The following is a 13,697-nucleotide window of genomic DNA, read 5'->3' as shown; positions in this document are numbered from 1 at the left end:
AAAGGGCTTAAAAATAAACAGGGAAAAATATAATAAAGGAATAATACAAACAAAGGTAAGCTCAAATCCTCCCCTTGTGGGAAAATTAAAGATAGCGGATATAATAAAAGGAATGGTAGGAAAGTTGCACTCTGAAGCCTCCCAAAAACTATTTTCCTTTTCCTTTCTCCTGTAGGAGAAAGTACCCGAAAGGGGATAGAGGCTGGGGAGGTTGGAGGGGCCGGGAATAGACTGCTTAGTCTCTCTCTCTCTCTCTCTCTCTCTCTCTCTCTCTCTCTAACATAATAATGCTATTTGCAAATATTTTAACACTTGCAAAGGCTGTTTTTTTGTTAATCGTTTCTTGAGAGATGTACATCTTTTTTATTATTGCAAAAATGCGGAACGGATAATAATCAATTTGTGCTTTCTGCTTTTTGAATTATAGATACAAAATTATTCTATTTAAAAAGCTAAGGCAAAATTTTAACTTTATGCAGGTTTGTAATACGATTGCTTGTAAAAGAGGTAATAGCTGTTGATTGGAAATCGCATTATTTAACGTTATTTCCGATTAATAATTCAATAGTTTCCGTTTTTTAATGTTAATTTTGTAGTGTTCATATTGAAACAGAAAGAAAGAGGGAGGAATGGATAAGTTGCGTTTTCAGAGTCTTGCCAGTGGTAGTAGCGGAAATTGTTATTATGTGGGTAATTCGTCTCATGGCATATTGATTGATGCGGGAATTGGAGCCAGAACTATACGCAAATGCCTTCGGAATATCGGACTGGACTTTGAGAATATATGGGGGGTGTTTATCACACACGACCATGGCGACCATATAAGAGGGGTAGGAACATTGGGCGAGAAATTTCACCTTCCGGTGTATGCTACTCGCGAAGTGCACGAGGGGATAAACCGCAATTACTGTGTAACTCAGAAATTATCTACCTGTCAGAAATATATTGAAAAGTATAAAACTATCGAAGTTGCCGGATTTAGTGTAACGGCTTTCCCTGTTTCGCATGACGCTACGGATAATGTAGGCTATACGATAGAATATAAGGGCAAAAAGATTACATTTGCTACCGACTTGGGAGTAGTGGGAGATGAGGTTGTGAGGCAAATTTCGGAGTCTGATTATCTGATATTGGAGGCAAATTACGACGAAGATATGCTCAGGAACGGTACTTATCCGCACTATCTGAAACAACGGATAGTTTCCCCAACGGGGCATTTGAGCAATAAGCAGGCAGGCCGATGCCTTGCCGAGTATTATCATGAACGTTTGCAGCATGTGTTTTTGTGTCATTTAAGTAAAGAAAATAACCAGCCGGAGCTTGCGTATAACACAGTTCGGCAGCATCTGGAAGAGAAACAGATAATAGTAGGGGAGAATTTGAGCCTGACTACTTTGGAGCGTTTTTCGCCGTCCGAATTATATGTTTTTTAGCGTTTTAGAGTCAACCGATTTTTTTAACAAATAGGATAACCAATGTCAAACAATTTAGTTATTATCCCGACATACAACGAAAAGGAGAATATTGAGAATATTATCAAGGCGGTATTTTCCCAACCTGTCGTTTTTCATATTCTGATAGTGGACGATGGCTCTCCCGATGGTACTGCTGCTATTGTCAAGCAATTGCAAACAGCTTATCCCGACCGTTTGTTCCTGCTCGAAAGGCAGGGTAAACAGGGATTGGGCACAGCCTATATTGCCGGATTTAAATGGGGTATGGAGAATGGGTATGATTTTATATTTGAGATGGATGCCGATTTTTCGCACAATCCGAATGACTTGCCCCGCCTGTACGATGCTTGTGCCAATATGGGAGCTGATGTGTCGATAGGGTCGCGCTATGTAAGTGGTGTGAATGTGGTAAATTGGCCTATGAGCAGGGTGCTGATGTCCTATTTTGCGTCCAAATATGTGCGGTTTATCACAGGGCTTAAAATAGCCGATACTACAGCCGGATTTGTGTGTTATCGGCGCGAGGTGTTGGAAACTATTGAACTTGATAAAATAAAATTCAAAGGATATGGATTTCAGATAGAGATGAAATTTACTGCTTATAAATGTGGATTTGCAGTGAAGGAAGTGCCTATCGTGTTTGTAAACCGTGAGCTTGGAACATCAAAAATGAGTGGCGGTATTTTTGGCGAAGCGTTTTTTGGTGTCATCCAGCTAAAAGTAAGCAGTTGGTTTCGCAAATATCCTAAGAAAAAGAAGTGATATCAGCATACTTTTTAAAACACATCCAAAAATAAAATAATAGTGATGAGTATTTCAAGAACGCTTATTAGCAATGCTACCATAATAAACGAAAACCGGACTTTTACAGGTTCGGTTTTGTTGGAAAATGAGCTTATAAAAACCATATATGAATCTGCTGATAGTGTTGATATTCAGGGTGATTGTGCTGAGGTAGATGCTACGGGCTTGTGCCTTATTCCTGGAGTTATCGACGATCAGGTACACTTTCGCGAGCCGGGTTTGACCCACAAGGGTGATATATATACCGAGAGTAAAGCCGCAGTAGCAGGTGGTGTTACTACATACATGGATATGCCTAATACTAAACCTCCTGCTGTAACTTTAGAGTTGCTGGAAGATAAATTTAGCTTAGGGGCTGAAAAATCGTTTGCGAATTATTCATTTTTTATGGGTGCATCGAATGATAATCTGGGCGAACTCAGAAAATTGGATGCACGGAGTGTTTGTGGTGTAAAGCTATTTATGGGCTCGTCTACAGGCAATATGCTGGTGGATAATGAAGATACACTTAGTGCCTTATTTGCCGAAATTCCGTTTCTGATTGCTGCCCACTGCGAAGATGAACAGACAATACAGAACAATATAGCCTATTACCGTGCTAAGCTGGGAGATGATATCCCAATTCAATACCATCCGTTGATAAGAAGTGCGGAGGCGTGTTATAAATCGTCGTCGAAAGCGGTAGAACTGGCTTCGAAATACGACGCACGTTTACACATTCTCCATCTTTCTACAGCAAAGGAAATGAGTTTGTTTGACAATAATAAGCCATTAAGGGAAAAACGCATTACTGCCGAAGTTTGTGTACATCATTTATGGTTTTCGGACAAAGACTATGCCCGTTATGGCAACAAAATAAAATGGAATCCGGCTATAAAAACTGCTGCTGACAGAGAGGCGTTGATAAGTGCGGTAAACAGCAATAAGATAGATATAGTGGCAACCGACCACGCTCCCCATTTATGGCAGGAGAAAGAAGGCTCGGTGTTGCAGGCAGCCTCAGGTGGGCCTTTAATCCAGCATTCGTTATCAGCCATGCTGCAACTGGCAAAAGAAGGATATTTCACTTTTGAAAAAGTAATAGAGAAAATGTGCCATGCTCCTGCCGACTTATTTCGTATCGACAGGCGTGGCTATATACGCGAGGGGTATTATGCCGATTTGGTGTTAGTGGATATGAATAAACCTTATACTGTTTCAAAAGATAATATACTGTACAAATGTGGTTGGTCGCCTTTTGAGGGGGCTACTTTTGATGCTTCGGTGCAAACAACGTGGGTAAATGGGCAAAAAGTGTTTGATAATGGCATTGTGGATGAAAATGTGAGAGGTAAAAGGCTTACTTTCGATGTTTAATGTGGCGAATTTGTAAACTACTCTGAGAGGTTGTTTAAATTTTCCACAAAGAAGCTATTATAGTTTTACATATGTCTTTTTCGCAATAAATTATGTCCTTTTTTGTAAAATTTCACCTCTCATTTTACTCATTTAGCCCGCTAAAATCGTAAAATGAAGTCAAAATATCCCTAAAAAATCACCAAAATTTATCTTGCGAGTAAAATTTAAACAACCTCTGAGGTATGAAAAATAAAATCTTCAATTTTTTATTTACACTTTTTATTCTAAGCACTTTTTCGTTTTGCTCGCCTTCTTCTGCCGAATATATTAAAAACAGGGGGAGGATTCATGGTACTTACTATTTGGTTACTTATCAGCAGCCTCAGGGGGAAGATTTGCAGAATAAAATCGAAAGCCGGATGCGTGAGTTCGAACAATCCTTGTCTACATTCGAGCCAAATTCGGTAATTTCCCGCATCAATAAAAATGACGCTTCGGTGCTTACCGACCATTATTTTGAAACCATGTATAAGATGGCTCAGCAAGTTTCGGAAAAAACAGATGGGGCTTTTGATATTACTGTAGCACCATTGGTAAATGCTTGGGGATTTGGTTTTGGAAACCGCAGCCGCAAAGATACCCCTGATGTGGAAGCAATGTTGCAATATACCGGATATGAGAAAATACGCTTGGAAAACCATCGCTTAATAAAAGACGACTCACGTATAATGCTGGATGCAAGCGCTATCGCAAAAGGTTATTCTTCGGATATTGTAGCACAGTTGCTCGAAGAAAACGGATGTAAAAACTATATGGTAGAGATAGGGGGTGAAGTACGCTGTAAAGGTGTAAACCCTAAAGGAGAAAAATGGAAAATAGGTATAAACAAGCCTGTTGATGATGCTACCAATACACAAAGCGAGATAGAGGCAGTAGTGGCAATTAGCAATGTAGGACTTGCTACATCGGGCAATTACAGACAGTTCTACTATCGGGGTGATAAAAAATACTCCCATACTATCGACCCCCGCACGGGTTATCCGGTCAACCATAGTTTGCTTAGTGCTACCGTGATAGCTCCGACCTGTATGCAGGCTGACGCTTATGCTACAGCATTTATGGTGTTGGGAAAAGATAAAGCATTGGAAGTATGCGGATCTGTTCCTGATATGGAGTGCTTTTTGATATATGCCGACGATAAGGGAAATAATCAAATAGTATATACCAAAGGGTTTGAAAAGTATTTGTTAAAGATAAAATAATCATTTATATCCATGCGCGGTATTACTACAGTACTGTTCGATTTTGATGGTGTAATAACCAATACAGAGCCTCAGTATGATGTTTTTTTTGAAAAGCTGACTCACGATTTTCAATTGAATGTAAGCAATTTTGCCGCGAATATAAAAGGTAAAAGGCTTGCCGAAACATTGGATAATGAGTATCCGCAATTTTCTGCCGACTTGAAGAAGCAGATTGTTGCCGTTACCAAGGATTTTGAACTTACCATGAATTTTCCACTTGTAGCAGGAGTAATGGAGTTTATTAATTACCTGAAAGCGAGTGGATATAAAGTGGGTTTGGTTACAAGCTCGATTGAGAAAAAAATGCGGGTAGCCCTGACAAAATTGAACTTGAACGGTGTGTTTGATACCGAAGTTATGGCAGGGAGAATTACATATGGAAAGCCCGACCCTATGTGTTACTTGCTTGCTGCGGACGATTTAGGTGTAAAGCCGGAGGAGTGTATTGTGTTTGAGGATTCGATAGCCGGAGTAAAAGCAGGTGTGGCAGCAGGAATGCTGACTGTAGGTGTTTCAACCACAATAAAGGAAAGCGAATTAAGAAATTTGACTCCTTATGTAATACCTGATTTTTCTGATTTGAAAACATTAAAACAGTTTTTTGTTTAAAGCGTGAAGATGGCACAGGAAAAAAGATTATTGGATATTGCACAGCGTATTCGGGCTTTGTCTCAAACCGGACTATTTTATTCGAAAGATGAGTATGATAAAGAGCGTTACGAGGAACTTGAATGTCTGAGTAATGAACTAACCGCTATACTGACTGGTAATGATATAGATATTATTAAGGATTGTTTTCGTCCGGCTGAAGATTACGTTACCCCAAAAGTGGATATCCGTGCTGTAGTATTCGATGATAACGAGCGGATACTGATGGTAAAAGAGTTGGCCGATGGCAAGTGGTCGTTGCCTGGCGGGTGGGCTGATGTAGGCTTTTCTCCGAAAGAGGTTGCGGTAAAAGAAGTGAAGGAAGAAACCGGTTTGGATGTTGTAGCGGTAAGGTTGTTGGCAGTTATGGATAAAAAGTGCCATGCGCATCCTCCTGCACCTCATTACTCGTATAAGATATTTATTTTGTGCAAGATAACAGGAGGGGAGTTTACAGATGTTTTTGATATTCAGGATAAAGGCTTTTTTTCGCAAGACGGACTACCTCCTTTGTCGGAGGAGCGAATCTTAAAAGAGCAAATAGATTTGATGTTCGAGTATCACCGTAATCCGACAAAAGAAGCTATTGTTGATTAAAATTCTATAAAATATAGATTGGGAAATTCATTTTTTCCGTTATTTTGACTGTTTTTATTCCTGTACAAAACAAAATCGTTATTGTATTTACTACAAGGGGATTTGCAGTGATATAAAAATATTTTTTTATTCCTGATTAATTCATTAACTTTGCACGCTGATTTTTATATGAAAAAATATCCTATTCTTTTTGTTCTTGTAATCACTTTGTTTTCGTGTAGTGAGTATCAGAAGTTGCTAAAGAGCGATGATGCAGAGCTTAAATATGCGAGAGCGATAGAGTATTTCGAAAAAGGTGATTATATGAGAGCCAATACTTTGTTTGACGAAGTAACAGCGTATTACAGGGGAACTGAGCGTTCTGAAACTTTGCTGAACTACGTAGCCCGCTCGTACATGGGACAAAAAGATTATTTTACGGCGAGTGAATATTACAAGGCTTATGTGCGCACTTATCCTAAAAGCAAGTATGTGCAGGAGTCGAAATACATGATAGGTTATTGCTATTATTTGGATTCGCCTGACGCGCGGCTCGACCAGACATCTACCAAAAATGCAATAGATGCATTGCAGGAGTTTGTAGATATATATCCTGAAAATGAACATGTTGCAGAAGCCAACAGGCTGATAGATGAGATGAAGGATAAATTGGCATACAAGGAATATATGAATGCCAGATTGTATTATAATTTGGGTAATTACTTGGGAAATAATTACTTGTCGGCTGTTATTGCAGCTCAAAATGCTTTGAAAAACTATCCTTCGACAAAGTATCGTGAGGATTTAAGCATGATTATACTGGAGTCGAAATATCAGCAGGCTGTACAAAGTATTCAGGAAAGGCTGATGGAACGTTATATGGAAACTATTGATGAATACTATAGTTTTATTAATGAATTTCCCGATGGGAAACACCGCCGGCAAGCCGACCGGATTTTCCGCGAATCAAAAAAGATTGTAAAAGATTAGTATTATATAAAAGCATAGAAAAAAGCACTATGGATTACAAAAAAGTTAATGCCCCTCTGAATACAGTAACACGCGATATGAATGCACTAAGTGCTGAAGTAGGTAATGTGTACGAAACTGTGAAAATCATAGCTAAAAGGTCGAATCAAATTACTGCCGAAATGAAGTCGGAACTTGAGAAGAAATTACAGGAGTTTGCGTCTTACAATGATAATATTGAAGAAATATTTGAAAACCGTGAGCAAATTGAGATTTCCCGTTTTTACGAAAAGCTTCCTAAAGCTACTTTAATTGCAGCGCAAGAGTTTGACGAAGGAAAAGTTTATTATCGTAATCCGCTGAAAGATGGTGCAAAGGTGAAATAAGAAATACAGACTTAATAATAATATCTGAAAAAGACATTTTACTATAGTAGAATGTCTTTTTTTGTAACGAGATGTTAAAAACTTGGCGTCTTTAACAACAAGAAGCAGCATACAATGTATACTGCTTCTTGTTTGAGTAAAACTAAAGTGTGTTATTAAATCACAGTTCGGTATTAATCGTCCAACATTGTCATTAGTTCCTCAGCACTTAATTTCCCCTTTATCCAAATCATGTTCAGTTCAGAACTATCCTTGGTTACTACGAGCATATCTGTTTCGTCCTTTTTACTGGTTTGTGTGTAAATATTTACCCGTTCGTCCTTGTCGCGTACCTCTACCAACGTTTCAAAGTTTCCGGCTTCCAATACGGTGTTTAATTCTTCGAGAACGGTTTTTTGTAGCGTGTCGTCAAATCCGTCGGTCAATGTAAGTACTTTAAGCCCTTTTATCTTAGATAATACTTCCATATCCTCATCGTCGGTGTCGCCAAATAATTGAGCCATGGTTAACATTCCTTTGCCTATGGATACGTATTCGAATCGTTCATCGTTGCCATATTTGTCAAACAGGCTTTTAAGCGTTTGTGCGTTTGCTGTTGCTGCCACCAATATGAGGAAGGCTGCTAAGATCATTGTTTTCTTCATTGCGAATAATTTTTATAGGTAAATTTTCATATATAATATCTATTGTTTCTCTTATGCTGCCCACTGCTTCTATGCCCATTTCGACACCCCTTCGGGCTTTTGTTATGTTTTCGAGCGAGTTCAGGCTGCCGGATAAAAGAACATTTACTTTTTTCAGCTTGGCATGGGTATATTGTTCTACATATTCAGTGTTTTTTATTTTCTTGCCATGTATTTTTACATAGCTGTTTTCGCTTTCTTTGGGGAGTATTAAGACAAAAAACAATATAACAGCAGCTGCAACAGCAGGATATATTATAAATCTTTTGCTTAGTGCTTTGCCTTGTTTGTTGCTTTTATTATTTTTTTCTTTTTTGTTTTCTTTGGGATTTGTAAAGCTTATCTTTTCGGGATTCATGTGCGCTTTTGTTTCGTCAATGAATCCACAGAAAAGCGGGCGATATTTTTCATGTTCGCTTTTTACTTCGTCGGAGCTAAAGTAATCTTTCAGCAGTCTTTCTTCGGGTATCGTAGTTTCTCCCTCGAAGTATTTATCCAATAATGAGTTAATATAGTTTGTCATAATTGTTTCAATAAATTTAGTGTTTACTGTTTATTGCATACGCGGAATTAATTGTTCTCTGACCTTGAGCCTTGCACGCGACAGGTTGGTATATACCGCACTTTCAGTCATTTGCATAATATAGGCTATTTCCTCTATTTCCATTTCTTCTACATCGCGTAAGCGGATAACATTTCGTTGCGTCTCAGGCAGGCGGTCGATGATATTGCTTATCTGTTGGTACATGTCCTTTTGTTCTGCTTGCGTATAAGGACTGTGCTCGGTATATTCTATATCATTGGTTAAGTCTGTGTTTCTTTTCTCATACTTAAGTATGTCAAGGCACATATTCCGCATCGAACGCATAATGAATGCCGGAATGTTTTCAATCTTATCCAATTGCTTGTTCTTCTCCCATAAGCGTTTGTTTAGCTCCTGAACTGCATCTTGTGCATCGTCGTCATTCTTTAGAATAGACTTTGCCAGCCTGAACAGCTTATTCGACAGTATTAATATCTGATTGTTGAATGTTATTGAATCCATTGTATTTATATGACGTGAAAAGGTGTGTTTTTCTTACATCAAAGTGTTCGTTTTTTTTATATCTTGTCTTAATTGTCAGAAAATGAGGCTTGTGAGCTCGTGATTAATTTTTTGTAACTACTTATATTATTCGTTTAATATGCTTCAATTTATGTGTGTATTCGCCGTTTTTTTCGGATATGATGCCTTTTGCATCGATAGTGTTTATTTTAACCCAGCCCGAAGCATGAATAATTTGATGCTGATTGAGCATAATGCCAACATGGACGATACGTCCTTCGCTGTTCTCGAAAAAAGCAAGGTCGCCGGCTTTAGCTTCCGAAATGGAGCGGACAAGGGTGCCGTGCTCTATTTGTAAACCGGCATCGCGAGGCAATTGTATGCTGCACATAGAATAAACAACTTGTACCAACCCTGAGCAATCAATGCCTAAAACACTTTTACCTCCCCATAAGTAAGGGCTTCCTAAATATTGCTTTGCAAGCGCAACTATACGCTCGCCTGTGGTCTCTGGGCTTATTATATCTGCGTGATTTATTTTTATTTCCCTTTTATTAAACTGATATTGAATCCCGTTCAGATATGGGATTAAACTTCCGCCCGGGAGCAGTATTTTTTCTTCTTGCTTTGTCGTATTACTGAAACTAAGTGGGACTTGTACGCATTTGAACTCCATTTGCGCTAACTCGCCTGCTTGTTTTTCATCAATAACCTGAATCATTTTTTTGTCAACCCAACCTTTGTATTCATCAGCTAAATTGCGTATGTAATGCCAGTTTTTTTCAGTTTCAAGTATTTCTACACGTTCGCCAAACAATAGCTGCGATGACATTTCGCTCTGTTCTTGGTACGAAAATCTTACCGGAATCAGACTTAATAAAACAATTCCTGTCATAAGTTTTGATTTATTTTAAAAATTTTATCAGACAAAAATAAGTAAAGATTGCTTTATCAAGTCTATATATAAGTATTTTTAATTTAAATTTGATACAGTGCGCAATTAAATTGTAATGAGGATATGGTAAAAGGGATATATAATGTTTTTGACTTCGATTTTTAGTTAAAATCCAATTTTTACATTGTTTTATTTTTCCGTAAAAAATCCTACCTTTGTGTCTTTAAAATTTTGAAATTTTTTTGAACGGAAATTCATCAATAATTATCAAATAAATATGAGTATCACAAAAAGAGTTTACACATTCGGCAACGGAAAGGCTGAAGGTAAAGCAGACATGAAAAACCTGCTGGGTGGCAAAGGTGCCAACCTGGCCGAAATGAATTTAATCGGAGTGCCTGTTCCTCCGGGGTTTACAATCACAACAGACACTTGTACTGAGTATTATCAATTAGGTAAAGACAAAGTAGTTGAACTTCTGAAACCGGAAGTAGAAGCGGCTATAGCTTTAATCGAAAAATTGATGAACTCTAAATTCGGTGATGTTGAAAATCCATTGTTGGTTTCCGTTCGTTCCGGAGCTCGTGCTTCAATGCCGGGTATGATGGACACCATTCTTAACTTAGGGCTGAATGACGCTGTAGTTGACGGATTAACTCGCAAAACAGGTAATGCCCGTTTTGCATGGGACTCATATCGTCGTTTCGTACAGATGTACGGTGATGTGGTTTTGGGTATGAAACCTGAAAATAAAAACGACATTGATCCATTTGAAGAAATTATTGAAGAAGTAAAAGAAGCAAAAGGAGTTGAACTGGATACAGACTTAACTGTAGAAGACCTGAAAGAACTGGTTACGAAATTTAAAGCGGCCGTTAAAAAACAAACCGGAAAAGATTTTCCGGAATCGGCTTACGAGCAGCTTTGGGGAGCTGTATGTTCGGTATTCGACTCGTGGATGAATGACCGCGCTATCCTTTATCGTAAAATGGAAGGTATACCAGCAGAGTGGGGTACTGCCGTAAACGTACAGGCAATGGTATTCGGTAACATGGGCGAAACATCGGCTACAGGTGTATGTTTCTCGCGCGACGCAGCTACAGGCGAAGACCAATTTATTGGTGAGTATCTGATTAATGCACAAGGCGAAGACGTGGTTGCAGGTATCCGTACTCCACAACAGATTACAAAATTAGGTTCACAACGTTGGGCTGAACTGGCTGGTGTATCGGAAGAAGAACGCCGCTCGAAATTCCCATCGATGGAAGAAGCGATGCCTGAGATTTACAAAGAGCTTGATGCTATCCAAACGAAGCTTGAAAACCACTACCGCGATATGCAAGACATGGAGTTTACTGTACAAGAAGGTAAACTGTGGATGTTGCAAACCCGTAGCGGAAAGCGCACAGGTGCTGCTATGGTAAAAATAGCTATGGATATGTTGCGTCAAGGTATGATTGACGAAAAAACAGCATTGCTGCGTTTAGAGCCTAATAAATTGGACGAGCTGCTTCACCCTATATTTGATAAAGAAGCTTTGAAAAAAGCAACTGTCATTGCTAAAGGGCTTGCCGCTTCTCCGGGTGCAGCTTCGGGTATGATTGTTTTCAATGCAGATGATGCTGCAGAATGGGCAAAACAAGATGATATGGAAGCTCAGTTAGATGCAGAAGGAAAACGACCTAAAAAGAAAGTAATCATGGTTCGTATTGAAACTTCTCCTGAAGACTTAGCAGGTATGGCTGCGGCCGAAGGTATCCTTACTGCCCGTGGTGGTATGACCTCGCATGCTGCTGTAGTAGCCCGTGGTATGGGTAAATGCTGTGTGTCGGGTGCTGGAGCTTTGAGAATTGACTATGCAGCCAAAACAATGGAAGTTGATGGCAAAATATATAAAGAAGGTGATTACATCTCGTTGAATGGCTCTAATGGTGATATTTACGACGGTAAGGTAGCTACAAAAGAAGCAGAATTGGATTCGGACTTTGCTGAAATCATGACGCTTTCTGACAAATATACTAAAATGGCTGTTCGTACCAATGCAGACACTCCAAAAGACGCAAAGAAAGCACGTGAATTTGGTGCAGTAGGTATTGGGCTTTGCCGTACAGAACACATGTTCTTCGAAGGAGAAAAAATCAAAGCTATGCGCGAAATGATTTTGGCCGAAAATGCAGAAGGACGTCGTGTAGCATTGGAAAAAATTCTTCCTTATCAGCAAGCCGACTTCGAAGGAATTTTCGAAGCAATGGAAGGTTGCCCGGTTACAGTTCGCCTACTCGACCCACCTTTGCACGAGTTTGTTCCTCACGATGAAAAAGGACAACAAGAAATGGCAAACGCTATGGGTGTGGATGTGAAAGTTATCAAACAGCGCGTAGATGCGCTTCACGAACAAAACCCAATGTTAGGTCACCGCGGTGCACGTTTAGGAAATACTTATCCTGAAATAACCGAAATGCAAACAAAAGCTATTTTAGGCGCAGCGTTGAAACTTAAGAAAAAAGGTGTTAAAACAATGCCCGAAATCATGGTTCCGCTTACAGGTATTTTGTATGAGTTCCTTGAACAAGAAAAAGTTATCCGAGCTACAGCAAAGAAACTGTTTGAAGAAACAGGCGATAGCATTGACTACAAAGTAGGAACAATGATTGAAATTCCACGTGCTGCTCTTACAGCAAACCGTATAGCTTCGGCTGCCGAATTTTTCTCATTTGGAACAAATGACCTGACTCAAATGACATTCGGCTATTCGCGTGACGATATTGGTTCGTTCTTACCGGTATACTTGGAAAAGAAAATCTTGAAATTCGACCCATTCCAAGTATTAGACCAAAATGGGGTAGGACAATTGGTACGTATGGCTACTGAAAAAGGCCGTGCAGTACGCCCCGATTTGAAATGCGGTATTTGTGGCGAACATGGTGGTGAACCTTCGTCAGTTGAATTCTGCCACAGGGTAGGGTTGAATTATGTAAGCTGTTCTCCGTTCCGTGTGCCAATTGCACGCTTAGCTGCTGCTCAAGCTGCTTTGAAAGAAGATTAAGATAAAACTACAATAGAGGCTGATTTGAAATATCAGTCTCTATTGTTATAACCAAATAAATTTTTTTTTGAGAAATGAAAGAATTAAAAATTGTAGCTACTATTGTAGTTAAAAAGGAATTTTATGACGAATTGATTACTGTGTTTCAAACAGTGGTAAATGAAACCCGAAAAGAAGCCGGAAATGTCTCATATGATTTGCATCAGGATACAAAAAATCCGCTTAAATTTATTATACTTGAAGTTTGGAAATCGCAAGAGGCTATTGATGAGCATAATGCAAGCGAACATTTCGGTGCTTTTGCAAAGGCGATTGAAAATAAAATAGAAGGACTAAGCATTGATGTTATTGAAAAAATCTATTAAATTAGTTTGGTCAAAAATCAACCGGGCATAAAAAACAAGTATATATAAATCTTAAATATTTGCCTCAAAAAATCAAAGCCTTTACATTTGCATCTGCATTCTTCGGATAAAAATGAAGAATGAAAATTGAAAAATGAATCTTTCTCAGCAAATAACACCTCAAAAAAATGCTTTTGCAAACGTT

The 13,697-nt window shown here is 38.9% G+C and carries 14 protein-coding genes; 10 read left to right on the top strand and 4 right to left on the bottom strand.

Going from position 1 to position 13,697, the window contains the following annotated elements; translation table 11 throughout:
• The first annotated feature begins 629 nt into the window (after window positions 1-629).
• The 8 genes from D0T49_RS12180 to D0T49_RS12145 all read left to right on the top strand — a co-directional run bounded on the left by D0T49_RS12180 (window position 630) and on the right by D0T49_RS12145 (window position 7,479).
• On the top strand, window positions 630-1,433 hold the full coding sequence (locus D0T49_RS12180; RefSeq protein WP_163631976.1) for an MBL fold metallo-hydrolase: 804 nt from the start codon (window positions 630-632) through the stop codon (window positions 1,431-1,433).
• Between the two features lie 42 nt (window positions 1,434-1,475).
• Complete coding sequence (locus D0T49_RS12175; RefSeq protein ID WP_163631973.1) at window positions 1,476-2,216, top strand: polyprenol monophosphomannose synthase; 741 nt, start codon at window positions 1,476-1,478, stop codon at window positions 2,214-2,216.
• A gap of 51 nt (window positions 2,217-2,267) precedes the next feature.
• On the top strand, window positions 2,268-3,614 hold the full coding sequence (locus D0T49_RS12170; RefSeq protein ID WP_163631979.1) for a dihydroorotase: 1,347 nt from the start codon (window positions 2,268-2,270) through the stop codon (window positions 3,612-3,614).
• Window positions 3,615-3,838: 224 nt separating this feature from the next.
• Complete coding sequence (locus D0T49_RS12165) at window positions 3,839-4,858, top strand: FAD:protein FMN transferase (RefSeq protein ID WP_163631970.1); 1,020 nt, start codon at window positions 3,839-3,841, stop codon at window positions 4,856-4,858.
• 12 nt (window positions 4,859-4,870) lie between these two features.
• Window positions 4,871-5,509 (top strand): HAD family phosphatase, encoded by a 639-nt coding sequence (locus tag D0T49_RS12160; RefSeq protein WP_163631967.1) that lies wholly within the window; start codon window positions 4,871-4,873, stop codon window positions 5,507-5,509.
• A 9-nt stretch (window positions 5,510-5,518) separates the two neighbouring features.
• Entirely contained in the window at window positions 5,519-6,145 is a 627-nt protein-coding gene (locus D0T49_RS12155; protein WP_163631964.1) for an NUDIX hydrolase N-terminal domain-containing protein, read from the top strand.
• A 168-nt stretch (window positions 6,146-6,313) separates the two neighbouring features.
• Window positions 6,314-7,114 carry an outer membrane protein assembly factor BamD gene (locus D0T49_RS12150; RefSeq protein WP_163631961.1) on the top strand — a complete coding sequence of 267 codons (801 nt, stop codon included), beginning with the start codon at window positions 6,314-6,316 and terminating at the stop codon, window positions 7,112-7,114.
• 29 nt (window positions 7,115-7,143) lie between these two features.
• Window positions 7,144-7,479: a DNA-directed RNA polymerase subunit omega gene (locus tag D0T49_RS12145; RefSeq protein WP_163631958.1), complete on the top strand. Its 336-nt coding sequence runs from the start codon at window positions 7,144-7,146 to the stop codon at window positions 7,477-7,479.
• A 173-nt stretch (window positions 7,480-7,652) separates the two neighbouring features.
• Here the strand turns inward: D0T49_RS12145 and D0T49_RS12140 are convergent, their stop codons facing one another.
• The 4 genes from D0T49_RS12140 to D0T49_RS12125 all read right to left on the bottom strand — a co-directional run bounded on the left by D0T49_RS12140 (window position 7,653) and on the right by D0T49_RS12125 (window position 10,102).
• A complete protein-coding gene (locus D0T49_RS12140; RefSeq protein WP_163631955.1) occupies window positions 7,653-8,123 on the bottom strand; it encodes a DUF4252 domain-containing protein in 471 nt (156 codons plus the stop codon).
• Entirely contained in the window at window positions 8,053-8,685 is a 633-nt protein-coding gene (locus tag D0T49_RS12135) for a hypothetical protein (protein ID WP_163631952.1), read from the bottom strand. The genes D0T49_RS12140 and D0T49_RS12135 overlap by 71 nt, the downstream gene beginning before the upstream one ends.
• 30 nt (window positions 8,686-8,715) lie before the next feature.
• Complete coding sequence (locus D0T49_RS12130) at window positions 8,716-9,207, bottom strand: RNA polymerase sigma factor (protein ID WP_163631949.1); 492 nt, start codon at window positions 9,205-9,207, stop codon at window positions 8,716-8,718.
• Between the two features lie 121 nt (window positions 9,208-9,328).
• A complete protein-coding gene (locus D0T49_RS12125) occupies window positions 9,329-10,102 on the bottom strand; it encodes a C40 family peptidase (RefSeq protein WP_163631946.1) in 774 nt (257 codons plus the stop codon).
• A 277-nt stretch (window positions 10,103-10,379) separates the two neighbouring features.
• Between D0T49_RS12125 and ppdK the strand changes: the two genes are divergently transcribed.
• Both ppdK and D0T49_RS12115 read left to right on the top strand, forming a co-directional pair.
• Window positions 10,380-13,148: a pyruvate, phosphate dikinase gene (gene ppdK / locus D0T49_RS12120; protein WP_163631943.1), complete on the top strand. Its 2,769-nt coding sequence runs from the start codon at window positions 10,380-10,382 to the stop codon at window positions 13,146-13,148.
• Window positions 13,149-13,222: 74 nt separating this feature from the next.
• Window positions 13,223-13,513: a putative quinol monooxygenase gene (locus D0T49_RS12115; protein WP_163631940.1), complete on the top strand. Its 291-nt coding sequence runs from the start codon at window positions 13,223-13,225 to the stop codon at window positions 13,511-13,513.
• The last annotated feature ends 184 nt before the right edge of the window (window positions 13,514-13,697 follow it).

Origin of the sequence: Paludibacter sp. 221, assembly GCF_010501035.1 — a bacterium.
In the GTDB taxonomy this organism is placed as follows: domain Bacteria; phylum Bacteroidota; class Bacteroidia; order Bacteroidales; family Paludibacteraceae; genus QVMH01.
This window is presented reverse-complemented; position numbering and strand designations above follow the sequence as displayed.

Coding starts and splice junctions, on each gene's coding strand:
- D0T49_RS12175 (WP_163631973.1), top strand. CDS start 1,476: ATGTCAAACAATTTAGTTATTATCCCGACATACAACGAAAAGGAGAAT.
- D0T49_RS12125 (WP_163631946.1), bottom strand. CDS start 10,102: ATGACAGGAATTGTTTTATTAAGTCTGATTCCGGTAAGATTTTCGTAC.
- D0T49_RS12165 (WP_163631970.1), top strand. CDS start 3,839: ATGAAAAATAAAATCTTCAATTTTTTATTTACACTTTTTATTCTAAGC.
- D0T49_RS12140 (WP_163631955.1), bottom strand. CDS start 8,123: ATGAAGAAAACAATGATCTTAGCAGCCTTCCTCATATTGGTGGCAGCA.
- D0T49_RS12155 (WP_163631964.1), top strand. CDS start 5,519: ATGGCACAGGAAAAAAGATTATTGGATATTGCACAGCGTATTCGGGCT.
- D0T49_RS12145 (WP_163631958.1), top strand. CDS start 7,144: ATGGATTACAAAAAAGTTAATGCCCCTCTGAATACAGTAACACGCGAT.
- ppdK (WP_163631943.1), top strand. CDS start 10,380: ATGAGTATCACAAAAAGAGTTTACACATTCGGCAACGGAAAGGCTGAA.
- D0T49_RS12160 (WP_163631967.1), top strand. CDS start 4,871: ATGCGCGGTATTACTACAGTACTGTTCGATTTTGATGGTGTAATAACC.
- D0T49_RS12150 (WP_163631961.1), top strand. CDS start 6,314: ATGAAAAAATATCCTATTCTTTTTGTTCTTGTAATCACTTTGTTTTCG.
- D0T49_RS12115 (WP_163631940.1), top strand. CDS start 13,223: ATGAAAGAATTAAAAATTGTAGCTACTATTGTAGTTAAAAAGGAATTT.
- D0T49_RS12180 (WP_163631976.1), top strand. CDS start 630: ATGGATAAGTTGCGTTTTCAGAGTCTTGCCAGTGGTAGTAGCGGAAAT.
- D0T49_RS12135 (WP_163631952.1), bottom strand. CDS start 8,685: ATGACAAACTATATTAACTCATTATTGGATAAATACTTCGAGGGAGAA.
- D0T49_RS12130 (WP_163631949.1), bottom strand. CDS start 9,207: ATGGATTCAATAACATTCAACAATCAGATATTAATACTGTCGAATAAG.